At 68.7% G+C, this 24,308-nt stretch carries 16 protein-coding genes; 9 read left to right on the top strand and 7 right to left on the bottom strand.

All coding sequences use genetic code 11. From position 1 onward, the window contains the following. Window positions 1-31 precede the first annotated feature (31 nt). The 4 genes from M2437_RS01140 (at window position 32) to M2437_RS01125 (ending at window position 4,122) form a co-directional block, all read left to right on the top strand. Window positions 32-1,348, top strand: coding sequence for a carbohydrate porin (locus tag M2437_RS01140; protein ID WP_253389164.1), 1,317 nt, complete (start codon window positions 32-34; stop codon window positions 1,346-1,348). A gap of 109 nt (window positions 1,349-1,457) precedes the next feature. Further along, window positions 1,458-3,167, top strand: a complete 1,710-nt coding sequence (locus tag M2437_RS01135; protein WP_253389163.1) for a methyl-accepting chemotaxis protein — start codon at window positions 1,458-1,460, stop codon at window positions 3,165-3,167. A 28-nt stretch (window positions 3,168-3,195) separates the two neighbouring features. After that, on the top strand, window positions 3,196-3,972 hold the full coding sequence (locus tag M2437_RS01130; RefSeq protein WP_253389162.1) for a substrate-binding domain-containing protein: 777 nt from the start codon (window positions 3,196-3,198) through the stop codon (window positions 3,970-3,972). A gap of 24 nt (window positions 3,973-3,996) precedes the next feature. Next, complete coding sequence (locus M2437_RS01125; RefSeq protein WP_277570177.1) at window positions 3,997-4,122, top strand: hypothetical protein; 126 nt, start codon at window positions 3,997-3,999, stop codon at window positions 4,120-4,122. A 445-nt stretch (window positions 4,123-4,567) separates the two neighbouring features. Here the strand turns inward: M2437_RS01125 and M2437_RS01120 are convergent, their stop codons facing one another. Beyond that, the gene (locus tag M2437_RS01120; protein WP_253389161.1) at window positions 4,568-8,062 is read right to left on the bottom strand and encodes a PAS domain S-box protein; all 3,495 of its coding nucleotides are present in this window, start codon (window positions 8,060-8,062) and stop codon (window positions 4,568-4,570) included. A gap of 524 nt (window positions 8,063-8,586) precedes the next feature. Here M2437_RS01120 and M2437_RS01115 point away from each other — a divergent pair. Together M2437_RS01115 and M2437_RS01110 are read left to right on the top strand one after the other, a co-directional pair. After that, entirely contained in the window at window positions 8,587-10,002 is a 1,416-nt protein-coding gene (locus M2437_RS01115; protein ID WP_253389160.1) for a cytochrome P450, read from the top strand. Continuing rightward, a complete protein-coding gene (locus tag M2437_RS01110) occupies window positions 9,992-12,427 on the top strand; it encodes a putative bifunctional diguanylate cyclase/phosphodiesterase (RefSeq protein WP_253389159.1) in 2,436 nt (811 codons plus the stop codon). The genes M2437_RS01115 and M2437_RS01110 overlap by 11 nt, the downstream gene beginning before the upstream one ends. Before the next feature lie 171 nt (window positions 12,428-12,598). Here the strand turns inward: M2437_RS01110 and M2437_RS01105 are convergent, their stop codons facing one another. Genes M2437_RS01105 through M2437_RS01085 form a run of 5 tightly spaced genes read right to left on the bottom strand, consistent with a single transcriptional unit; the run spans window position 12,599 to window position 18,840 of the window. Then, window positions 12,599-13,438 carry a DUF1194 domain-containing protein gene (locus M2437_RS01105; RefSeq protein WP_253389158.1) on the bottom strand — a complete coding sequence of 280 codons (840 nt, stop codon included), beginning with the start codon at window positions 13,436-13,438 and terminating at the stop codon, window positions 12,599-12,601. 12 nt (window positions 13,439-13,450) lie between these two features. Next, a complete protein-coding gene (locus tag M2437_RS01100) occupies window positions 13,451-14,431 on the bottom strand; it encodes an FAD:protein FMN transferase (RefSeq protein WP_253389157.1) in 981 nt (326 codons plus the stop codon). Between the two features lie 4 nt (window positions 14,432-14,435). Then, entirely contained in the window at window positions 14,436-16,553 is a 2,118-nt protein-coding gene (locus M2437_RS01095; RefSeq protein WP_253389156.1) for a 4Fe-4S binding protein, read from the bottom strand. Then, window positions 16,550-17,566 (bottom strand): YVTN family beta-propeller repeat protein, encoded by a 1,017-nt coding sequence (locus M2437_RS01090; RefSeq protein ID WP_253389155.1) that lies wholly within the window; start codon window positions 17,564-17,566, stop codon window positions 16,550-16,552. The genes M2437_RS01095 and M2437_RS01090 overlap by 4 nt, the downstream gene beginning before the upstream one ends. A 47-nt stretch (window positions 17,567-17,613) precedes the next feature. After that, window positions 17,614-18,840 carry an ABC transporter substrate-binding protein gene (locus tag M2437_RS01085; RefSeq protein WP_253389154.1) on the bottom strand — a complete coding sequence of 409 codons (1,227 nt, stop codon included), beginning with the start codon at window positions 18,838-18,840 and terminating at the stop codon, window positions 17,614-17,616. Window positions 18,841-19,001: 161 nt separating this feature from the next. On the opposite strand from M2437_RS01085, the gene pedF reads away from it, so the two are divergent. The 3 genes from pedF to exaF all read left to right on the top strand — a co-directional run bounded on the left by pedF (window position 19,002) and on the right by exaF (window position 22,362). Beyond that, window positions 19,002-19,424, top strand: a complete 423-nt coding sequence (pedF, locus tag M2437_RS01080; protein WP_003602763.1) for a cytochrome c-550 PedF — start codon at window positions 19,002-19,004, stop codon at window positions 19,422-19,424. Between the two features lie 14 nt (window positions 19,425-19,438). Next, window positions 19,439-20,308 (top strand): substrate-binding periplasmic protein, encoded by an 870-nt coding sequence (locus M2437_RS01075; protein ID WP_253389153.1) that lies wholly within the window; start codon window positions 19,439-19,441, stop codon window positions 20,306-20,308. Between the two features lie 290 nt (window positions 20,309-20,598). Further along, the gene (gene exaF / locus M2437_RS01070; protein WP_003602767.1) at window positions 20,599-22,362 is read left to right on the top strand and encodes a lanthanide-dependent ethanol dehydrogenase ExaF; all 1,764 of its coding nucleotides are present in this window, start codon (window positions 20,599-20,601) and stop codon (window positions 22,360-22,362) included. A gap of 321 nt (window positions 22,363-22,683) precedes the next feature. On the opposite strand, the gene M2437_RS01065 is transcribed toward exaF, so the two are convergent. Then, window positions 22,684-24,180: an MDR family MFS transporter gene (locus M2437_RS01065; protein WP_253389152.1), complete on the bottom strand. Its 1,497-nt coding sequence runs from the start codon at window positions 24,178-24,180 to the stop codon at window positions 22,684-22,686. Between the last annotated feature and the right edge of the window lie 128 nt (window positions 24,181-24,308).

Here is a 24,308-nt window from a genome sequence, read left to right as displayed (position 1 = left end):
CGGCTCAATTTCGCGCCAGCGCCGTCCCTCCGTGCCGGGACGACCGGCCTTCGATACCATCCCGTCTTTGGCGCGCCCCTCGACGGCGGATTCGGCCCGCCCGACCCCACCCGGCAGCCTCGACACCCTGAGCGCCACGCCGCAATGGGGCGTGCTGGGCAATTTCGGAGGCCTGCGCGACGACCTCCTCCGCGCCGGCATCCGCACGGATGGCAGCTTCGACTACCAGACCTCGACCAATATCCAGGGCGGTCCCTATCAGTCCCTGCGCGGTGCCGGACAGCTTGCCCTGCGCGCCGCGGTGGACATGGACCGCTTCGCCGGCCTTGCGGGCGGCACCTTCAACCTCGCCCTGACCTACCGCTTCGGTCGCGGCCTCACTGCGGACCAGCGCCTCGACGTGCTCCAGCAGACCGAGGAGATCTTCGGCCGCGGTCGCTTCCCGCGCCTGACTCAACTCTCCTACACGCAGCGCTTCAGCGAGTTCGTCGATCTCAAGTTCGGCCGCCTGCCCGTCAGCGCTGACTTCGCCGGCTTTCCCTGCGAGTTCCAGAACCTGACCTTCTGCGGCAACCAGCCCGGCAACCTCGTCGGCAATTACTGGTACAACTGGCCGGTCTCGCAATATGCCGCCCGCCTGCGGGTCGGCAATCTCGACACCGGCTACCTCATGGCCGGCGTCTATCAGGTCAATCCGCGCGACCTCGAAGACGGCTTCAACTTCGATCCCACCGGCGCCAACGGTGCGCTGGCCATCGTCGAGGCCGCCGCCTTCCCGACGCTCCCGCCTTTCACCTATCGCGGGAGCTACACGGTCGGTGCGTGGTACCAGACCGGCGGCGGCCCCGACCTCTTCCTCAACCGCGACGGCCTGCCCCTGACGTCGGCCGGCGGGCTTCCGATCGCCAACCGCGACCGCAGCGGCGTCTACGGCGTGGCCGTGCAGGAACTCTACCGGCCCGATCCCGACAACGCGCTGCGCAACCTCTCCGTCTTCGTCCGCGTCACGCTGGCGAACGCCTCGACCTCGGTCATCGACCGGCAGGAAACGATCGGCCTCGTCTACAAGGGCTTCTGGGCGGAGCGCCCCCTCGACTGGATCGGCATCGGCATCGGCCAGTCGCATGCCAGCCGTTCGCTCGCTCAGAGCATCCAAACGGCGAACCTGCTCGATGGCGGCTTCCGGCCGGTCCCCGGATACGAGCGCGCGCTCGAGGTCTTCTACAGCCTCGCCCTCTCTCCGGACGTGGTGGTCCGGCCGAACATCCAGTTCATCCACCGTCCCGGCGGCGTCGCCGAACGGGCCGACATCCTCGTCTTCGGCGTCAAGAGCGGTGTCACGTTCTGACCAAGACAGCCATCGGCCCGGCGCAGCAACGTGACCGTGACGACTTCATACAATTCACAGCCTCACAATAACAGCTCAGACGAATACATCTTTCCGAGGATTCACTGTCATGCCGACCGGCAAGAGACTCCGCTCGATCAATCTGCGCTCCATCACATCGAAGATTAGCGGAACGTTCGCGCTCCTCGTGGTGCTGTCCGGCCTCACCGGCGGCTTTGCGATCCTCAAGGTCGATCAGGTCTCGGCGATCGGCATGGCGCTGGCCCGCCAAGTCGAGGCCGTGACGCTGCTCGGCGACCTCGCCCGCCTCAGCCAGCAGCTCCGAGCGCTGACGGCGCTGCAGCACTACGGCCCCCCGGGTGGGACGCAGCGCAGTGCCTATGCGCAGGAAGCCGAGGACAGCCGCATCGCCTTCTCCAAGGCATGGGGCGACTACACCGCCCTGGTCGAGGGCGCGCGCGAGACCCAGCTCGCCGAGACCCTGCGCACCGCCTGGCAGCACTTCCTGGCGGTCGAGGAGGAGATCCTCATCCTCGACAAGGCCGGCCTGACCGAGACCGGAACCGCCGTGCTGCAGGGCGACATGCTCTCGGAGGCTGCCAGCTTCTACGCCGCGGCGCGGGCCGTGCAGGCCTATCGTCAGCAGGAGGTCGAGGCGGCCACGGCCGCAGCCCAGGAGATCCGCACCTCGGCTCGGTTCTGGATCCTCGCGGCCCTGGCCTGCCTGCTAGCGCTCTGCACCCTGGCCGGCTGGCTTCTGACGCTGACGATCTCCAAGCCGATCGGGCGCATGACGACCGTGATGGGCCGCCTCGCGGATGACGATATCGGCGTCGAGGTGCCCGAACAGCGCCGCCGCGACGAGATCGGCCAGATGGCGGTCGCGGTCCAGGTCTTCAAAGACAACATGATCCGCAACAAGGCCCTCGAAGCCGAGGTGGCTGCCCAGCGAGCCGGGGCGGAGGAACAGCGCCGGGTTGCCATGCGGCAGATGGCGGACGTGTTCGATCAGTCGGTCGGCGGCATCGTCACCGCCGTCTCCTCGGCGGCCGTGCAGATGCAGACGACCGCCCGCCTTCTCTCGGTGTCGGCCGAGGCCACCTCGGCGCGCGCCGTGGCGGTCTCCGCGGCGACCGAGGAAGCCTCCGTCAACATTCAATCGATCGCAGGTGCCGCCGAGGAACTCGATGCCTCGGTGACCGAGATCGGCGTCCAGGTCGAGCGCTCCTCGGCGATGTCGCAGGCCGCCGTCCGGGAGGCGGAGGGGGTGAGCACGCTGGTGAACGAGCTGACGGGCGTGGCCACCAGCATCGGCGACGTGGTCGACACCATCGCGAGCTTGGCCGGCCAGACCAACCTGCTGGCGCTCAACGCCACGATCGAGGCCGCGCGGGCCGGGGAAGCCGGCCGCGGCTTCGCGGTCGTGGCCTCGGAGGTGAAGGAACTCGCCAACCAGACCTCCCGGGCGGCTGGCGAGATCACCGCCAAGATCGAGGCGATCCAATCCTCGACCGGCCGCACCGCCTCGGCAATCGGCGGCATCTCGATCTCGATCCGCTCGATCAATGAGACGTCAACCGCCATCGCCTCGGCCGTCGAGGAGCAGGGAGCGGCGACGCGCGAGATCGTTCAGGCCATCGCCCAGGCCTCAAGCGGCATCGGTGAGGTCACCGCCAACATCACCGGCGTGGCGAGCAACGCGGAGGAAACCGGCACGGGCGCCTCGCAGGTGTTGGGTGCCTCGGACGATGTCGCCCAGCATTCCGACCAGCTGCGCCGACAGGTGCAGTCCTTCCTCGACACCGTCCGCGCCGCCTGACGCTCACCGCTCCCCTTCGAGGCTCGCCATGAAGCAACTCACCCGACGTCTTCCCGCCGCCCTGCTGCTGACCGCGCTCGCCGCACCGGCTGCCGCCGCCGAAACAAGAATCGCCCTCCTGATGCCCGAGGCTGGTGACCGTTTTCTCGACAGCCTGCAGGCCTCCCTCGTCAGCACAGCCGCGTCCAAGTTATCCGCCTCGGTCGACGTGGCGCAGGCGGCCGGCAGCAGTGGCACCCAGATCGCTCAGGCCCGGGCCGCCCTCGAGGCGAAGCCGGCGGCCCTGATCGTCAACCCCGTCGACGACACCAGCGCCCAGACGATCCGGGAGATGGCCACGGCGGCCGGAATCCCGCTGGTGTTCGTCAACAGGCGTCCGAGCGGCGCGGTGACCAAACGGATGGCGATCGTCAGCGCGAACCATCTCGTCGCGGGCCGGGTGCAGATGCGGCTGCTCGCGGAGCGCCTCGGGGATCGCGGCAACGTGGCGATCCTGCGGGGCAAGGACAGCGACAACGCCGCCCAGGAGCGCACCGCCGGCATGAAGGAGATCCTGGGGCAACGGCCCAGGTTGAGCCTCCTGGCGGAGGCGAGTGCCAATTGGAACCGGCAGCAGGCGCAGGATCAGGTGAGGGCTTGGCTGCAAAGCGGCCTGAAGCTCGACGCCATCGCCGCCAACAACGACGAGATGGCGCTCGGCGCAGCGGCCGCTCTCAAAGCGGCCGGCCTGTCGGGCAAGGTCCTGGTCGGCGGCGTCGACGGAACGTCGGACGGGATCGCGGCGGTGAAGAGCGGTGAGCTGTGAGTCAGTGTCCTTCAGGATGCCCAGATGCAGGGCTCCCAAGCGGCGATCGACGCCATGAAGCTTGCCCGCGGAGAGTACGTGCAGCCCTATGACTGGGTGCCCCACGGCCTGATCCTGGCGAGCCGCCAAGAGTCGGCAAACGGGCGATAACGCGTCCGTTCGTCGGTATGCGTCCCGGTCGGCGTCCTTTGGGATAGACGGCTCTCGATGTGCGCCTGACCTGCCGCGCTGGGCTTCCGGACGAGGCGAAATCATCGCTCGCGATCGGACTCACAGCGCGGCGTTCAAGCGGCAGGTCGCACAAGCGTATCTCGCGCGGAGCGCTGCGTGGGCTTGCCCAGCGCCACGATCGTTCGCTCGATTTGATGCGAGTCTGGGCGGCGGACGACTTCGAAGAGTGCGTGCAAGCTTCCGACTTCCTGCTCCGACCTGTCGCGCTACGTCAAACCGCCGTGCATGCCCGCTGAGAGCGCATTCCGGCGAAGTGGCCACCGGTTCGTCGAAAGAACGCGCATCAAAACGAAGACCGAGAGACGCCTTCCCGATGCCATCAGGTCGGATACGGCTCTGGGTGCGCGCCGGAAAACGCCGTCGATCAATGTTCGGTCATGAGCTGGGCGAGACTCGAGGCGAGCTCGTCCTTTCGGAACGGCTTGTTCAGCCGCGCCAGGTCTGGGTCCACGCCCTCGCGCTCGGCGTAGCCGGACACCAGCAGGACGGGCATGCCAGGTTTGGCCGTCCGTATCGCGCGGGCCAAGTCGGTTCCGCTCATGCCCGGCATCAGGTGATCGGTCACGAGAAGGTCGAAGTGCTCGCCCGTGTTGACAAGACGGAGAGCCTCCTCCGCGGAGGTGGCTTCCACCACCGCGTAGCCCAGATCGGTCAGCATATCCGCCGTGCTGATCCGCACGACTTCCTCGTCGTCGACGAGCAGCGCCGTTCCGCGCGTCGCCGGCAGCTCGGACGTCCCAGCCGCGGGCCTGACCGCTTCTTGCCCCGCCGTGCTTTGCGGCAGCCACAGCTCGATATTGGTGCCGAGCCCGGGTCGGCTCTGGATCACGAGTGCGCCGCCGAGCTGGGACGCAAGCCCATGCACCATCGAAAGTCCGAGACCCGTCCCCTTGCCGACGCCTTTGGTCGAGAAGAACGGCTCGACGGCGCGCGCAATCGTCGCCTCGTCCATGCCCGTGCCCGTGTCAGCGACCGACAAGCAAAGGTACGGGCCGGGCCGTAGCTTGGTACGATGACCCGCTCTTACGTCTTCCACCCGGGTCGAGATGCGGAGCGTGCCGCCGCCCTCCATCATGGCATCCCGCGCATTCACGGCAAGGTTCAAAAGCGCCATTTCGAGCTGGTTCGGGTCGGCCTTGGCCGGCGGCAGGCCGTCCGGGGCCTCCACCACAATCTTGATCTGCGGACCGGTGGTGCTCGCGACCAGTTCGCCCATGCCGGTGACCAGCTTCGCCACATCGACCGGCACCGGCTGCAGCGGTTGACGACGCGCAAACGCGAGCAGCCGCTGGACCAGCGTCTTCGCCCGCTCGGCCGATTGCATCGCACCGGCGATCAGGCGCTGCTCGCGCTCATTTCCGAGCTGCTTTCGTTGCAGCATGTCGAGCGAGCCGATGATCGGCGTCAGCAGATTGTTGAAGTCGTGCGCGACGCCGCCGGTCAGCTGCCCCATCGCCTCCATCTTCTGCGACTGGCGCAGGGCGTCATGCGCCTCGGCGAGTTGCGCCTCCCGGCGCAAGCGGTCCGTGACGTCGGTCACAAATTGGTAGAAGCCGACCAGCTCGCCGCTTTCGTCGCGTAGGGGCCGGAAGTTCACCTCGTAATAGGGGCGGACACGGGTCGGGTCGCCATAATCCTCAACGAAGGTGACCGGCTCGCCGCGCATGCCCTGGGCCCAGCCAATCCGCACCTGCTCCTGGTGCTCCGGCTGGTCGGCGAGCAGCGCCAAGATGTTGTCGCCTGCCTTCGGGCGTACACCGTAGATGCGCTCGAACTCGTCGGCATTCGCGGCATTGATGGCAAGGATGTTGTAGTCGAGATCGATCGCCATGATCATGACGTCGGTCATCTCGACGAGCTTTGCGAGCATGTTACGCTCGGCAAGCGCCTCGGCGACCCGCCGCTCGAGCGTGTCGTTCAGCTCGCGAAGCCGATCCTCGGCGCGCGCGCGTTCGATGGCGGCTTTGACGCGCTCGCCGACCTCCCGGAACAAACCCTCTTCGGAGGATGTCCAAGTCCGGGGTTTGGCGCTCTGCAAGGCAAGCACGCTCACCCACCGCTCGTGCTCGAACAGCACCACATCGAGGTAGGCCCCGACTTGCCGGGCAAGGAGCCCCGATCGCGCGTCCTCACTGAACCGCAGGTCCGTGCGGACGTCATCGACCTTGACGATCGGGCTATCGTGATAGGCGCGCAGCAGGTCCGGTCCGAACGCCGCCAGGTCGTGCTCACCGACGAGCGAGCCGACCCCCCTCGTATAGTCGCGCTCGACCCGCATCAGGCTGCCGAAGAACTCGGCGTAGAACACCCGGCTCAGGTTGAAACGCTCGGCGAGACGCTCGGCCGCCAGCGAGGCGATGTCCGCCGGCGTCTTGAGCGAGCGCATCGCGTCCGAGAGCGAGAGCAGGAACGCCTGCCTCGCCTCGCTTTCGCGCAAGTTTGCCTGAGCCGTCGTCCGTTCGATCGCGTCGGCCGCTTGGCGGGCGAGCACGTCGAAGAGCTTGAGGTCGCGCTCCGGAGGCGTGTACGGCTGTTTCCAGTGCGTCGAAATCATGCCGATGGGCTTGCCCGAACGTGACAACAGCGGCGTCGTCTGGATCGCGCGCATCCCCGTCCAGCGGTAGGACTGAAGGTCGCCGCTGCGGTGGGCGAGGCCGCTATCCTCCACGTCGGGCACGATCACGCGCTCGCCCGTCGTCATCGCAAGGCCGCACGTGCTCTCGGACCGCGCGTCGACCGTCTGCCAATACGCCGCCGAGCGCGGGTCGTAGCCGCGGTGCGCCAAGAGCTTGAGGTCACCGGCTGCATCCAGCATCTGGATGCTTGCGCATTCGGACCCCATCAGGTCGGCGGCGGCGGTCAGGATCGCGTCGTAGAGCGCCTGCGGAGCCTCATCGCCGACCAGCCGGGTGCTCACCTCCTGCAGCCGCCCGAGCGCCGCGACTTCGGCGGCCAGCGCCGCCTCGGCCTCGTGCTCGGCGGTTCGGTCGCGGAACATGTTGAGATAGCTGCCGCCGTCCGCGTCGAGACGCATCATGAGCCCCGACGCCCAGAACCGGCTGCCGTCCTTGCGCATGTGCCAGCGTTCGTTCAGCGCTCGCCCCTCGCTCCTCGCCCGGTTCAACTCGGCCTCAGTCCGGCCCAGGGCCCGATCTTCGGGGGTGAACAGGATATCTCCGGGCTGCCCGATCGCATCGCGCTCCGTAAAGCCCGTGAGACGCTCCGCGCCCGTGTTCCACGTGGTGATGATCCCGCGATCGTCGAGGCGCACGATCGCGTAGTCTTCGGCACCTTCGACGATCTGTCGGTAGCGAGTTTCGCTCTCGCGCAGCGCCTGTTCGGCGCGGCGCTGGTCTTCTGCGGCTGCCTTGTTGCCGGTCACTTCAGAGAGCGGATGAAAGACACCTTCGACCGTCCCGGTCTCATCATGCAGGGGCTGAAAGCTGCCGGTGAAGAACCGCTGCTCGACACGCCCTGACGGCGTCCGCAGCGGCACCGCATACTCGTCGATCCGGACCGTCTCGCCATCGAACACACGATCGAGGATGGGGGCGAGGAACGCCTCGTAAGCGTCGCTCCAATTCTGGGCCACTGGCTGGCCAAGCGCGTCCGGGTGCCGCTCCGCCGCGATCGGAATGTACGCGTCGTTGTAGATCTGGACGCGCTCAGGCCCCCAGAGGATCGAGACCGGGCCCGGCGACGTGAGCATGATGTTGACCGCGGTCTTCAGGGTCGGCGGCCACCCCTCAATCGGCCCGAGCGGGGTCGCGGACCAATCCCGCGAGCGGACAAGTCGGCCGACCTCGCCGCCGTCGACGACGAAGGCATGCTTGGCAATGGAGGCCAGAACAGAGGCCACGAACGATCCTTTCCGTGGGCGCCCCCGAACAGACGGCGACGGATTGGCTCGACCCTTACCGCAGGAGGATCACGTCGTCATGAGCGAACCTGTCCGGCCGAGCCTGATCGGCGGCACCGAAGCGTGAGCGGACCGTATCGCTTGCCGCGGCGTGAGGAAACGTTCGCCGCCGTGCATCAAGCGAGTTTTCGCCAAAAACTCAATTCAGGCCTTTCACGTTCCGCCCTGATCTGGTGCTGTCCACGATCTTCCACGGCGATCAACAGCACAATCCAAGTTTTCGAAGCGCAATATGCTAAATTATATCCTTGGAGACGCAAGATACCCAAAGCGCACGTCGGGTAAGGTTTCCATCCGGCAGCCGAGCGTAACGTGAGGTTTATTACGGAGCGCAGTGCGTCAATCGAACGTTCATCACATGAATTCGTCGTCGAAATAATGTCCGGTCTGACCGTATCCGCGAGGGACGAACTGCGAAAAACTTAACGATGGTGGCGGAGGGTCGCGACGGAGAGGTTGCCGATATGTCATCCGCAGGAACGTTTCGGGTATGCGAGGCGGGCGGTCCGCCGCTTCAGGAGGCGCTCGCCGAGGCGGTCGCGTTGCCGTCCGTGCTTGCCACGATGCTTCGCAGCCTGATCGAGGCGTGGCCGGACGAGGTTTACACGCGCCCGCTCGTGACAACGCGCTTCCTCGGCCAGCGGACGACGTATGTCTGCGCGCCCGGGCATATCCGCAGCCTGATCGTCGATCAGGCCGGAGCTCTGGAGCGCGAGCCTTTCATGCTGCGGGCGCTGGCGCCCGCCCTCGGGTCCGGTATCCTGACGGCGGACGGCCCGCACTGGCGAGGGCAGCGTAGAACGGCAGCCCCGATGTTCCGGCCGGACCGGGTTAAGGCCTTCATCCCCGCCATGGCGGAGGCCGCCCACGCCACGCGCCTGCGCTGGCTCGGCCAGATGTCCGCTCACCAATCCGCGGATGCGCCCTTCGACGGCGAGCGGGACATCCTGCCGGAGATGATGCGCACCACCTTCGACGTCATCGTCGCGACGATGGTATCGGGCGACAGCCAGTTGAAGGTCGAGCCGTTCGGACGGGCGATCGACGCCTATCTCGGCCAGACCCCCTGGAAGATCGCGCTCTCGATGTTGCGGGCGCCGGCCTGGATGCCGCATCCGGGGGCGCGGGCGGGAGCGAGGGCGGTCCGTTATCTCAGGAGCGAGGTGGCGCGAACGGTCGAACGGCGTCGTGCGCGCGGCGAACCCGGTGCCGACCTCCTCGGCCTGTTGTTGCAGGCGAAGGACCCGGAGACGGGGGAACGCCTGTCCGACGAGAGCCTGATCGACAACCTGCTGACCTTCGTCGCAGCCGGCCACGAGACCACGGCGCTGGCCCTGACATGGACCTTGCGGGTGCTGGCCGACCACCCGGCGGTCGAGGCTCGCATCCTCGAAGAGATCGCAGGCCTTGGTGCGGATCCGGCCCCCGAGGCGCTGGACCGGCTCGCCTTCACCCGACAGGTCGTCCTCGAAGTGATGCGCCTGTACCCGCCGGCACCGCTGATCGTCCGTCGGACGGCGGAGGAGGTTCGCCTCGGCGACACGGTCATCCCGGCCGGGGAATCGGTGCATGTGCCCGTCTATGCCCTACACCGGCACCAATCGCTGTGGGACCGGCCGGATGTCTTCGATCCGGATCGCTTCGCACCGGAGTTGACGGCTTCGCGCGATCGCTACGCCTACCTGCCGTTCGGCGCCGGGCCGCGCGTCTGCATCGGCATGGGCCTCGCGCTGACGGAGTGTCTCGTCATCCTCGCCACGCTTCTGCCAGCCTTCCGCTTCGTGCCCGCGAAGGCGGAGATGCCGGCGACGCAGTTTCGTGTGACGCTTCGGCCCAAGGGCGGCATGAAGATGAAAGTTGTCCCGCGTCATGCCCACTGATCCCGTCCCCGAGATGCGCCGCGACGGCACGACGACATCGGACGACACCACGACATCGACGCAGAGCTTCAGTGCCTTGATCAATCGGCTTCGGCGCATCGACACGCTCGACGGGCTGCCGGCGCGCTACAGCCTGCAGGTTCGCGCCGGATTGCTCGACGAGACCTTGAAGCTCGCCAACTACTCCGCTGTCACCCACCTGATCATCGCGGTCGCGGTCGCCTACTTCTTCTGGGATTCGGCGCCGCGTGCCTATCTGCTTGGTCTGCTCGCCGTCGTCACCGTGGTGATCGCGGCGACCATCTACACGACCTGGCTCTACCAGCGCCTCTACGGCGACGCCGTCACCGAGGTCGGCGTCGGGCGCGGCTACCGGATCTCCGCCGGGCTCGCTCTCGCACTGGGTCTGGCCTGGGCCACCATGCCGGTCGTGCTCTTCTGCTCAGCCAGCAGCGACGAGCGGCTGCTCGTCGTCAGTATCGCCGCCGGCCTGATCTCGGACGCCTACGTGGTCGGGCCGCTCCTGTCGGTCTCCTACCTCTTCGCGATTCCGGTAATCGTCGGCAGCTTCATCGGGCTGGCCCGCAGCGGTGAGCCGATTGCTCTGAGCATCGCCGTCCTGCTCCTCGTCTACGCGACCTTCGTCGGGGTGAGTGTCCACCGGATGAGCCGCCTCTCGCGTCAGCGCATCCTCGACCGCGTCCGCGTCGAGGATCAGAGCGAGACCATCGGCCTTCTCCTCAACGAGTTCGAGGAAAACACGAGCGACTGGCTCTGGGAGACGAACGAAACCGGCCGTTTCCAGCACGTGTCGCCGCGGATGGCCGACGCTCTGGGCTGCCCGATCGAGCAGCTTCAGCGCAGTTCGTTCCGGGATCTGCTCCGTGCCGGGGAGGACCGGGACGAGGATCGGACCACCGACCTGCTCGGCCATCTTCGGCAGGGCAAGGCCTTCCACGAGTGCCTCGTCGCGATCGAGACCCCGACCGGCCTGCGGTGGCTCGCGTTGAGCGGCAAGCCCTTCACCGATCAGCGCGGGACCTTAGCGGGGTTCCGCGGCGTCGGCTCCGACGTGACGCAGCGCCGGGAGGCGGACGCCCACATCGCCTATCTCGCCACGCGCGACCCTCTGACGGGACTGTCGAACCGGGCCGTTTTCCACGATGTGGCGGGGGAGGCCTGCACGGCCTCCATGAGCGGAGGCCCACGCGTCCACCTGCTGTATCTCGACCTCGACGGCTTCAAGAAGGTCAACGACACGGCCGGCCATTGTGCGGGTGACGACCTCCTGCGGCAGGTCGCCGACCGCCTGTGCGCCAGCGTCGATGCGAACGCGCAAGTGTTCCGCCTCGGCGGCGACGAGTTCGCAATCCTGCACCGTGGCCGGGAGAGCGCGGAGGCGGAAATCCTGGCCGAGGCCGTCATCGCGTCCCTGCACCGGCCCTACCTCATCGAGGGCATGCAGGCCGAGATCGGCGTCAGCATCGGGATCGCACGGGCACCGCAGGACGCGACCGAGCTTCAGGACCTGATGCGGAAGGCCGACCTCGCCCTCTATACCGCCAAGGAGGCCGGCAGGGGCCGCTGGCAATGCTTCGAGGCCGACCTCGAACGCCGCGTCCAGCGCTGGCGGGAGCTGGACAGCGCCATGCGGGCCGGCCTGACGAATGGCGAGATGGAGCTGCACTACCAGCCGCTCGTGAGCCTGCAGGACGGGGAGGTCGTGGGATGCGAGGCGTTGCTGCGCTGGACCCGGCCCGGCCTCGGCCCCGTCTCGCCCGCCGAGCTGATCCCGATTGCCGAGAGCACCGGCTTCGTCATCACGATCGGGCGCTGGGCCTTGCGGACGGCCTGTGCGGAAGCCCTGACATGGCCTGTGCCGATGCGGGTTGCCGTGAACATCTCATCGACCCACTTCCGTCTCCCCGACTTCTTCCAGGAGGTCGAGGCGGTCCTCGACGCGACAGGGCTCGCGCCGGAGCGGCTCGAGATCGAGATCACGGAGTCGATCTTCCTCGCCAACACGCCGCATGTCCTGGAAAACCTTCAGGCGCTGCGTGCGAAGGGGGTGCGGATCGCTCTCGACGATTTCGGGACTGGCTACTCGTCGCTGAGCTATCTGACCCAATACCCTGTCGACAAGATCAAGATCGACCGGGCCTTCGTGCGCGACCTGAGCAGCCGGCCGGAATGCCTGGCCGTGATCAAGGCGATCATGGTCATCGCGGGCGACCTCAGGATCGACGTCACCGTCGAGGGCGTCGAGACGGAGCAGCAGGCGGAACTGCTCCGGCTGCGGCGCTGCAACAGCGCGCAGGGCTTCCTCTACAGCCCGGCCCGCCCCTCCGGCGAGGTCACCGGGCTGATCGAGCTCATCCCCCAGGCCGTCAGGCAGGCGCGCCAACCTGTCCGAAACGTCGCCTGACGGGACGGCGCGGGAATGTCGGCCATGGCGGCGGGCTTTTGCCGGCCGCCGACCTTGGCCCCTGGATCGCCCTCGTACCGAGGACCTTTCCTGCTCCGAACGGCAGGGCGTTCCGCGAAATCCCGTTTCGCTTGAACCCGTCGCCTGATTGCGAGCGCTGACGAAACCGGGTCACTCGTCGCGCCGCCCCGGCGCGAGGCCGCTGACTTCGATCACGAACTTCCGCCGCAGGGCCCGCGAGAAGTCGCCGTAGCCTGCCGCTTTCAGGAGAAAGGCGCCGGGACCGGCCACGACGTGGGACCTGTACCACTGCGTCAGATCCGTGCGCTCCTGCGGGAGCGGCGTGGCCCGAAGTCCGTAGCCCGGAGCCCGGTAGGCGCCGGCACCGACGACGTCGTTCTCGCCCGGGACCAGGATCGGCAGGCCGTTGATCGTGGCGCCGGCCGCCAGAAGCGCCGTCCGCTCCGTTTCGAGATTCTCGGGATCGGTGCAGTTGTCGATGCCGTCGCCCGAAACGTCCACGACGATCCGCTCCGCCGGAACCGGCATCGCCGGAAGGACGCTTGCGGTCACGGTGCGGAACATCTGGCCGAGGCAGGTGAACTCGCCCGATTGCCGGGGCGTGACACGGACCTGGGACGCGGCTGCGAACGCGTCGGCACGGCTGGCGATCCGCCGCCAGCCCACGGCGAGGCCCGCGCGGTCGGCCCAGGTGACCATGGCGAAGAGCGTGCCGCCGGGATGGCCGGTCATCGCCGCGATCACGCCCGGATCCTCCAAAGCCTCGGCGATGCCCTCCATCTGCAGAACGAAGCGGCTGTCATCGACCGATTGCGATACGTCGACGGAGACGACGAGGGCGACTGCCGCCGCGCCCGCCGGTTCGGCCCTGGCGCCGTCGGCGGTCGGGCCGATCAGGAGCGCTGTCGTGGCCGCGAAGCCGGATCGGACGACACGGCGAAGCGTCCTTGCAAGGTCTCTGCGGAGGCCGGATCGGAGGGGGCGCATCATCGGTGCTCGCGATCAGGCTTTGCCGACGAAGCGGACGGAGCAGCCCGGCCACTGCGCCACGAGCCGCCCGCCTGCCTCGGGTCCGAGCACCATGCAGGCCGTGGACAGGCCGTCCGCGAGGAGACCGGTTTCGGCCGTGACGGTCACGGAAGCGAGGCCGCGCGGCGAGCGTCCGGTGGTGGGATCGAAGATGTGGTGGTCGGCGCGGTCGGGCGAGAAGCTCATGGCGTAATCCCCCGAGGTCGCGGCAAAGCCCGAGAACGGGGTGAGCGTCGCCGTCAGTGTCTCGGGCCGGCGCGGGTCGGCGATGCCGAGCTGCCACGGCGTGCCGTCGGGATGCGCGCCGATGGCGCCGAACTCGCCGGTATCGACGAAGGCGTCCGTGATGCCCTGCGCCCGCAGAGCCGCCATCACCCGATCGGCGGCGTAGCCCTGGATCAGGGCGTTCAGCGTCAGCGCCGTGCCGGGCTCCAAGACGATACGCTCCGGCCTCAGCGCAACGCGGCGCCAGCCGATCCGGGCGACGGCGTCTTGCAGGGTCTGCGGATCCGGCTGTTCTCCGCGAGCAGCGGCACCGGCCCAGGCCGGCCAGAGCGGCTGCACGGTGGGATCGAACGCCCCGCCGGTCCGCTCCGCGAGGTCGAGGGCGAAGCCCAACATCGCCGTGAGGTCAGCCGGCGGTGCGTCGAGCCGCCCGTCGCGGTTGAGGCGCGAGAGGGCGCTGTCGGCGCGAAACAGGCTCGCGGCGGCCTCGACCGCGCGCATCGCGGCAAACCCGTCGGAGAGGGCGGCGTCGAGCGCGGCCGGGTCGGGACCGGCGGCGGTGAGCGCGACGGTGGCGCCGAAGGCGATCCCGGCGAGGGTGCGGGTCGTCAATCCTCGCTCCGCGGCCAGCATGCGGAAAGCGGCCGGGCCGCCGAAACCCGCCAGGGCGGCGAGCCCGGCCATGCCGAGGAGGACGCGGCGGCGGGGCGTGCGTGCAGTCACCGGCATGGCCTCACTCCGCCGCGACCGGCTGCGGCACGATCCGCTTTCCGCGTCGGCGCGCCAGCACCTCCGGCACGCATTGACCGGGATCGCGGATGATCGTGACGCAATCCATGCACTGGAAGCACTCGGGATAGTCGATCCGGCCGTCGGGGCGGATCGCCCCGTAGCGGCAGCGCACCTTGCAGAGCTGACATGGGCTGCCGCATTCGGCCCTGCGCGGAATCCAATCGAGCAGCCGAAGGCGCCCGAGGACGGCGAGACTCGCGCCGAGCGGACACAGGTAGCGGCAGAACCCCTTGTAGATGAACAGGTTGAGGACGAGCAGGCCGAGCGCGTAGGCGACGAACGGCCAAGCTCGCACGAAGTACAGGGTAATCGCCGTCTTGAACGGCTCGGCCTCGGACAGGCTATCGGCGAGCGGCGAGCCCGCGGCGGCAGCAATGAGGATGCCGGCGAGCAGGACGTATTTCACCTGCCGCAAGGCGCGGTCGAGCCGCGGCGGTACCGCGACCGGCCGGATGCGCAGGGGCTTGGCCAACCACGCAAAAAATTCCTGCAAGGCGCCGAACGGGCAGAGCCAGCCGCAGAACGTGCCGCGCCCCCAGACGACCAGGGTGGCAATGACGAAGGCCCAGAGCAGCAGCGAGGGCGGGTCGTAGAGCAGGAAGGTGAGGTCGTGCGTCACGGTCGCGGCACGCACGAGGCCGACGAGCGTCACGATGGAGAGCTGCGCCTGGGCGTACCAGCCGATGAAGAGCAGCGTGAAGGCGAGGTAGGCGAGCCGGAACACCGGAAAGCGGCGCCGGTCCGCCACGAGGCCGCGCTGGCGCGCCAGCACCGGCACCAGGCCGGCAAGGGCCAGGGTGATCACGCCGAGTTCGACGCCGCGCGCCCGCCACGGATCGGTCCAGCTCGGCCCCGCCTCCGCCGCCTCGCGGATGAACAGCTCGGCCGGGAGCGCGTAATCGGCGGAGAACTCGCGCGCGATTTTTTCCGGAAAGATCTGGCCGCGCTCGCGCACGATCTTCGCGCTCAGCGTCCAGGGCGCGGACGGATCGAAGCCCGCGGCCCCGGTGATGCGAAGGATGGTCCAGGGTCCGTCCGGCAGGCCGGGGGCGGCTCCACGGCGCTCGATCGCCATGTCGCGCGCGTTCACGGCGAGGCCGCCTTGCGTCACCGTCAGCCGGTCGGGGATTGAGCCGAGCACGAACTCGTCCCCGAGCGGGTTCTCGGCGCCGTGGCTCACCACCAGCACCGCGTGATCGCCGGGCCCGAGTTCGCGGGTCAGGGCGGCGAAGCGTTCGGCCCCGAACAGGGTACGGCCGATCGCCGGCACGTTGAGGTCGGCGAAGCTCAGGTCGACCAGCGGCGCCTCGACCGGGCCGTCACCCCCGCCCGCCACGCCCGCGTCGCGGAAGGCGGTCTCGGCCTGTTCGTTGGTGACGGTCAGCCGCCGGAGCCAGCCGCGCGCGGTCAACTCGGCCACCGTCAGGGCTTCGCCGGTATCGGGCCGCGCCTCGACCTTCAGGCCGAGATTGGCGGCCCCGAAGCCGAGCTTTGCCCGCGCGACCGCGAGGGAGGCGGCGAGGATCGATTCGTTGATCACCCGCGTCGAGGCGGTGGCCATCGAGATGCCGTCGACCGTGGTCTGCGGCGCGGCGCCCGAGCCGCGGGCGTTCGGGCGCCCGACCCGGATCGGGCGGCGGGCGGACAGGCCGACATACTGCTCCACGAAAGCGAAGAGCGGCTCCGAGCCGAGCCCTTCCAGAAACACCGGCTCGTGGTGGGAGATCACCTTCACGTCGCGGAACGTGCCGTCGGGAGCGAGCGCCACGAGGAGGTCGGGGGGCGTGCCGCCGAAGCCGGGGATCGGCGCAAGGTCGATCGACTCGAAGGCGTAGGCGAAGACTTCGTAGCTGCCGGCCTCCTGCTTCAGGATCGGCCAGACCGGCAGCGTCGCGTCGCGCTCGCCGACGACGAGCGGCGCGGGAAAGTGGCGCTCCATCCCGGCCCGGTCGAGGGTGCCCGCCGTGGCCAACGGGACGGCCAGGAGCAGGGCAAGCAGTGCGAGCAGCGCTGACCGCAGGACGTTCGATGCGATGTCGCCGCGTCCAGATCGCGTCACGGGGCGGCGCCCGCGGCCCGCTCGGGCGTGCCGGCGGCCGGGCGCACGGCCACGCCCCAGGGGAAGCGGCCGACCTTGACGCTGCGGATCGGGCGCTGGGTCGCCACGTCGATCACGGTGACGTCGCCCGAGACGCCGTTGGTCGTGAACAGCCGCGACTCGTCCGGCGTCATCGCAAGCTGCCAGACCCGGCGTCCGACGAGGATGTAGTTCAAGACCTTGTAGGTCTTGGCGTCGATCACCGCGACGCGGTCGGAGGGGCCGAGCGCGACGAAGGCGAAGCGCCCGTCCCGGGTCAGGGTGATGCCCACCGGCTGGAGCCGGTCGGCGGCAATGCCCTTCACCGCGAATTCGATGGTCTCGACCACCTTGCGGCTGGCAGTGTCGATCACCGCGACGGTGCCGCCGATCTCGGAGGAGGCCCATAGCATCCGTCCGTCCGCCGAGAAGGCGGCGGCGCGCGGGCGCTGGCCCACCGGGGTCGCGTCGGTGGCGCTCAACGTCGGCACGTCGATCCAGTGGACCATGTTGGTAGTCTCGGAGGTGGTGACGGCGATCTTGCCGTCCGGGCTCACCGCCATGCCCTCGGGCTCGATGCCGACATCGATCTGGGCCAGAACCTTGCGCGTCTGCGCGTCCACGACCGTGGTGGTGGCGTTCTCCTCGTTGGCGATGAACAGGGTGCGGTCGTCGGGCGCCAGCGCGAACTGCTCCGGATCCTCGCCGGAGGGCAGGTTGTGGCGTAGCGCCCCCGTCTCGGGGTCGATCACCTGCACCGCGTCGGAATCGCTGGCGCAGACGTAGAGCGTGCGGCCGTCGCGGGAGAAGGTGAGCCCGCGCGGGCGCCGGCCGACGGAGAAGAAACGGACCACCTCGAGCGAGGTCCCGTCGATCACCGAGACGGTGTTGTCGCGCTCGTTCGAGACGAAGATTTCCTCCGCCCTCGCCGATCCCGCCGCGAGGCCGAGCAGGCCGGCGCAGAGGAGAAGGCGTACGGTCCAAGCGCGGCTCATGCAGAACCTTCCGTTCTCGTATGCGGCGTCAGCGGATGGCACGCGCATCAGCCCGGTTTCCGGAAAGCCCGGCACGCGCTTTCCGGCTCGTCGGGGCCGAGCGTGTCGAGTTCGGTGCGGTGGTGCTGGAAGCCCTCGATCGGCGCGGTGGCGGTCACCGCGCCCGGCCAGAGCAGGAAGACCGGCTGGCGCAACTGCCCGTCCCAGGCGCGGAAGCTTAACGGGCGCCCCTTGAAGCCGCCGACCTCGAAGCGTGGCGACAGCATGAGGGCCGCCACCGTGTCGGGATCGGTGCTGCGCGCCTGCACCGCCGCCTCGCCGAGCGCGTGCACCGCCATCCAGCCGGCATAGTCGATCGGACGCATCGCCCGCCCCGCGAGCCGCCGAAACCGGGTCTGGAGCTGCACCGCCGCCCAGGCCTCGACCGGACGGCCCCAGGCCGCAGGCGTGAGCCCCTGCGTGCCGACCACGGGCCGGGCTGCGGCGGTGTTGTAGACGAGGTTCGCCCCGAACGCCCCCGCCTCGTCGGCCACCGCGACCACGTCGTGCTCCGGGCCGCGGGTGGGCAGCACGAATTCGCGCAGAGCGGTGTCGCGGGTGTCTCCCCCCTGCGGGTCGAAGCGGGATTCGGCGACGATCCGCGCGCCGAACTTCTTGGCGCTCCTCTTCAACGCTTCGGCGTAGAGCGCATCCGCCGGAGCCGGGCCGGAGAGCAGCAGGATGCGGGTCCAGCGCTTGTAGGCGAGGAACTGCACCAGCGCGTCGGCGAGCATTGCCCGCGAGGGCAGGACGTGGAGCAGTCGAGGCCGGCAATCGGCCTCGCGCAAACGCGAATCCGGCGCGCCGACATTGAGGAACACGGTGCCCTTGGCCTCGGGCATGTCGGCGAGCGCCAGCACGTCCTCGGCCGGCACATTCAGAACGACGAAGCGGGGTTTTTCGCCCAGCGCGCGGAAGGCGGCGCGAAGATCCTCGTCGGGCTCGACGACGCGGCTGTCGAGGCGGAAGCCGAGGGACACGAACCGACCGGTGGCGTTCGAATCCTTGAGCCCGAGTTCGGCCCCCTTCAGCCCCTCGTCATCGGGGATTGGGTCTTCGTTGTTGAGGGGCGTCGGGCGCTCGATGCGCCGCTCGAGGTAATGGATCGCCAGCGGCTCGGCCTGGGCCGCGACGGGCAGCAGGCCGAGCAGAAGCAGCCCGACGCCGCGCGCCCTGCGCCGCGGCTTCGTTGCCCGAAGCGGGCCGCCGTGCCGTTTCCCGAGCCGCGCCAGCATCGCGCTCTGCTCGCCTCCCGATTGTTGTTGGGAGAGTGATACGTGCGAACGGGGCAGTCCCGGTATTGGACCAAGGTGCTACCGACCGCCCCCCACCAAAGCACAATGGGTTCGGCCGGGCGCGCTTGCTAACCCTCCCTTCAAGAATGGGAGGAATGAGAATGAAGGCTGCACCCCTCAAGGGCGGGCTCCTCGCCGTCGGCCTTGTCCTGTCCGTCTCCGCCGCCCTCGGCCACGGCGATGTGCAGCCGCAGCCCGTGGATACCGCCGGGCTTGCGCCTCTGGGCGAGACGTGGCGCGAGGAGAATCCCTATCGCGGCGACGCGAAGGCGATCACCATCGGTGATTCCGGGTTCAACCAGAACTGCGCCCGCTGCCACGGCCTTCAGGTGATCTCCGGCGGTCTGGCGCCGGACCTGCGCTACCTTCCGCTCGGCAAGGAGGGCGACGAGTACTTCGTCGAGCGGGTCCGCCACGGCGCGACCACCAACGGCGTGATGAAGATGCCGGCTTTTGAGGGCGTGCTGTCGCAGGAGGCCCTGTGGGCGATCCGCACCTACATCGAAGCCAAGCACGAAGAGTAGGACACCTGTCGCCGATGCGTGTCCTGTCCCGCCGCGGCCTCGCCGCCCTCGTCTGCCTGACCGTCGCCGGAGCGTTCGCGGGCGGGCCGGCGCTCGCGCGTCCGCTCGACGAGGTGACGGCCTCCGGCGTCCTGCGCGTGGCGATCTACGACGACAACCGGCCCTTCTCGGAAGCGGGGAAGGCCTCGCCCCGCGGCATCGACGCCGACATCGCCCAGGCCATCGCCGAGCGGCTCAAGCTGAAGCTCGACCTGCGGGTGGTGGATGCGGGCGAGAATGTCGACGGCGATTTCCGGCTGAACCTGTGGCGGGGCGACCTCGCCGGCACGCCGCTCGCCGACCTGATGCTGCACGTGCCCCATGACCGCATCCTGGCCACCCGCAATGAGCAGATCTTCCTGACCAATCCCTATTTCGAGCAGCGGCTGGCCTTCGCCTATCACCGCGGCCGGATCGAGGGGTTCGAGGGCGTGCGCGACCTGGAGGGCCACAGCGTCGCGGTGGAGGGCACGAGCGCGTCCGACAGCCTGCTGATGAACGCCGAGGGCGGCCGTTTCCGCGGCAATGTCCGGCATTTCCGCAGCTTCGACGAGGCGGCGAAGGCCTACCTCGCCGGCGAGACTCCGATCCTGGCCGGAACCCGCGCGGGAATCGAGGCGGCGCTGGCGGCGGCCGGCGCCGCGGGGGAGGACAATCCCGTGGTCGAGGTGCCGATCCCCGGGCTCGTGCGGACGCGCTGGGATCTCGGCGGCGCGGTGCGCAGCGATTCCCGCGACCTCGCCTACGCGGTCGGCGATGCCCTCGCCGCCCTGGCGCAGGAGGGACGCCTCAAGGCGATCTGCGCGACCTACGGCGTCACCTACACCGCGCCGCAAGGGTACTGATCTCCCCGCCGGTCTTCGCCAGCGCAGGCAGCCTCGCCCTGCAAGCCCCGAAGGCTGTCGGCCTGTCCGTTCGCCAGCGTCTTCGTCCTGCCTCGAAGGCGGGGCGGAAGGTGCTGCTCGCACAGACTACGAGCGGATCAGGACAGCGTTCGACCAAAGGCCAATAAGAGTTTGCTGAGAAGCGCTCTAGGCTTCGTCTCCAAGAGGCAGCCGGCCGAGTCGGTCAGGACAGAGAAGCCTCGCAGTCCCTGAAGAACAGGGGCCCCTATGATCCACGGAGGACACGCCACATGAGAATGCGGAACCATTTCCTGACGGCGGTGGGGCTCGCCGCCCTCAGCGTCGGCCTCGCCCTTCCCGCGATCGCAGAGGTGACCGAGCAGGACATCCTCAACGACGCCAAGACGACGGACGACGTCGTCACCTACGGCCTCGGCCCGCAGGCGCAGCGCTTCAGCCCGATCAAGACGCTCAACCGCGACAACATCAAGGGCCTCGTCCCGGCTTGGTCGTTCTCCTTCGGCGGCGAGAAGCAGCGCGGCCAGGAGAGCCAGGCGCTGGTCAAGGACGGCGTGCTCTACGTCACCGGCTCCTATTCGCGCCTCTACGCCGTCGATGCGCGCACCGGCGAGAAGAAGTGGGAATACAACGCCCGCCTTCCCGAGGGCATTCTGCCCTGCTGCGACGTGGTGAACCGCGGCGCCGCCCTCTACAAGGACAAGGTCTATTTCGGCACGCTCGACGCCAAGCTCGTCGCGCTCGACCAGAAGACCGGCAAGGTCGTCTGGCGCAAGGATATCGACGACTTCAAGTCCGGCTACAGCTACACCGCTGCGCCGATGATCGTGAAGGGCAAGATCATCACCGGCGTGTCGGGCGGCGAGTTCGGCGTGGTCGGCCGCGTCGAGGCGCGCGATGCCGAGACCGGCGAGGTGGTGTGGAAGCGGCCCGTCATCGAGGGCCATATGGGCGAGCTGAACGGCAAGCCCTCGACCATGACCGGCAAGGCCAACGAGTCCTGGCCCGGCGACACCTGGAAGTTCGGCGGCGGCGCCACCTGGCTCGGTGGCACCTACGACCCCGAGCTGAACCTGATCTATTTCGGCACCGGCAACCCGGGCCCGTGGAACTCGGCGCTCCGCCCGGGCGACAACAAGTGGTCGGCCTCGCGGCTCGCCATCAACCCCGACAACGGCGAGATCGTCTGGGGCTTCCAGACCACGCCGCATGACGGCTGGGACTACGACGGCGTCAACGAGTTCGTGCCGTTCGACATGCAGAAGGACGGCAAGACCGTGAAGGCCGGCGCCACCGCCGACCGCAACGGCTTCTTCTACGTCCTCGACCGCACCAACGGGGCGTTCCTGTCGGCCACGCCGTTCGTGTCCAACATCAACTGGGCCAAGGGCATCGACGAGAACGGGCGCCCGATCTACGACGACGCCAACCGCCCCGGCGACCCGGCCAAGTCCGAGGACGGCAAGAAGGGCAAGTCCGTCTACGCGACGCCGGGCTTCCTCGGCGGCAAGAACTGGAACCCGATCGCCTACAGCCCCGACACCCGGCTGTTCTACGTGCCCTCCAACGAGTGGGGCATGGATATCTGGAACGAGCCGGTGAACTACAAGAAGGGCGCCGCCTATCTCGGCGCCGGCTTCACCATCAAGCCGACCTTCGAGGACCATATCGGCTCGCTGAAAGCCATCGACCCGGCGACCAAGAAGGTCGTGTGGGAGTACAAGAACAAGGCCCCACTCTGGGCCGGCGTGCTCACCACCGCGGGCAACCTCGTCTTCACCGGAACGCCCGAGGGTTTCCTGAAGGCGTTTGATGCCAAGACCGGCGAGGAAGTCTGGAAGTTCCAGGTCGGCACCGGCGTCGTCGCCTCGCCGATCACCTGGGAGCAGGACGGCGAGCAGTGGATCGGCGTCGCGGCCGGCTGGGGTGGCGCGGTGCCGCTCTGGGGCGGCGAAGTCGCCAAGACGACGGCTGGCATCAACCAGGGCGGCAGCTTCTGGGCCTTCCGCCTGCCGAAGGCGCTCGCCTCCCGATAGTTGGGTTTCCAAAAGGATCATCCTTTTGGCGGGGAGCCGGGGCAGAGCCCCGGCTTTCCTTTATCCAGGGCTCTGCCCTGGACCCGCGAAAGGACTTGTCCTTTCGAAACCTGAGCCCTCGGTTGCACCGAGACGCGCGACCAAGAGCTCGCGTGACGCGGCGACCCTTGCGACATCACGGACGGGTGACGGGGTCAGGCAGGCGGCGCGCCGCATGAGACTGCCAATGCACGCCTCAGGCTCGGGCTGCATCGACACGGACCATGCGCCGGTCGAAGGGCCGGCGGCCGATCCCTCTCGCTCGCGAAGAGGCAGGATGAGTCAGTCCCTCTGACCGCGCCCGTCGCGCCCATGGCCGACGGTCTCCTGCAACGGGCGCTCCTCGACCAGGCTGAGGCAGCCGAGCGCCAGAACGAGGCCGAAGCAGGCGGCGAGGAAGACGAGGCGGAAAGTCTGCCCGAGCTGGCTGGCATCGGCTCCCCGGATCAGCGCGGCCATGTCGTGCACCGCGCTTTCCCCGGCCCCGCCCGCCCCGCCAAGCACGAGGGTGCCGAAGATCGCGACGATCAGGGCGCCGCCGAGCGAGCGGAAGAAGTTCATCGAGGCGGTGGCGATGCCGAGCTGCTGCGGCGCGACGGCATTCTGGACCACGATCGTCGAGAGCGGCAGCACCGTGCCGATTCCCATCGAGAGCAGCACGAACAGGATTTCGGTGAACCAGAGCGGAAGCTCGGGCCCCATGAAGGCGAGCAGCCCGCAGGCGCCGACGCTCAGCGTCAGCAGCGCCAGGGGCAGGCGCTTGTAGTGCCGGAGATAGGCCATCGAGCGGCCCGAGAGGGTGGCACCCACGACGGTCCCGACCATCAGCGGCACCATCGCGAGGCCCGAGCGGCTGGGATCGAGCCCGATGACGCCCTCGAGGAAGATCGGGACGTAGATGCTGAGCCCGATCAGGGTGCCCATGGCGAAGCAGGCGGCGAGCGTCGCGCTGGTGACGACGCGGTCGCGCAACACGCTCAACGGGATCAGCGGTTCACCCGCGGTCGCGAGGCGAGCCGCGAAGGCCACCCCGCTGAGTAGACCGAAGGCGGCGAGCCCGAGCACCGGTGCCGAGCCCCAGGGATAGCGGACGCCGCCCCAGCTCAGGGCCAGCATCAGGCTGGTCGAACTCACGACGAGGAGCGCCGCGCCCGGATAATCGACGCTGTGCCGCCGCTCGTTGCGGGGCAGGAGCTTGAGCTTGTCGTTGGTGAGGATGAAGGCGGCAAGCCCAATCGGCAGGTTGATCCAGAAGATCGCCGACCAGTGCAGGTGCTGGGCGAAGAAGCCGCCGAGCAGCGGGCCAGCCACCGAGGACAGGGCGAACACGCCCGCAATGTAGACCTGATAGCGAGCCCGCTCCTTGGCTGAGAGGATGTCGGCGAGGATGATCTGGGACAGCGCGATCAGGCCACCGCCGCCGATGCCCTGAAGGCCGCGGGCGAGCGCCAGCGCAATCATCGTCGGGGCGAGCGCGCAAAGCAGAGAGCCGACGCTGAAGGTCGTGATCGCGATCAGCAGCATGATCCGCCGGCCGTGGATGTCGGAGAGCTTGCCGTAGAGCGGCGTGACGGCGGTGGAGGCCAGGAGATAGGCCGTGACGATCCAGGGCAGGTTCGCGGCGTCCCCGAGTTCGAGCCCGATCGTCGGCATGGCGGTCGCCACGATGGTCTGGTCGAGGGCCGCGAGCAGCATCGCGGCGACGAGGCCGATGATGATGGAGCGGATCTCGGCCGGGCTGAGGCGCGGCGCTGTGTCGGCGCGATGGGGTGCGTTCAAGACCGGTTTGCCTTGGGTGGAGTAGAAGTGCGTCGTCGACGTCCAGGCCGCGGGCTCGCGGGTGAGGCGGTGCCGCCCTTTCGGTCGAGCCACACAGGGCTTGATTGGGGCGGGAGGGAGGCGCACGG

It is taken from the genome of Methylorubrum pseudosasae (assembly GCF_029504475.1).
GTDB lineage: Bacteria > Pseudomonadota > Alphaproteobacteria > Rhizobiales > Beijerinckiaceae > Methylobacterium > Methylobacterium extorquens.
The sequence above is the reverse complement of the archived record's forward strand: the minus strand, read 5'-3'. Positions and strand labels throughout refer to the sequence as shown.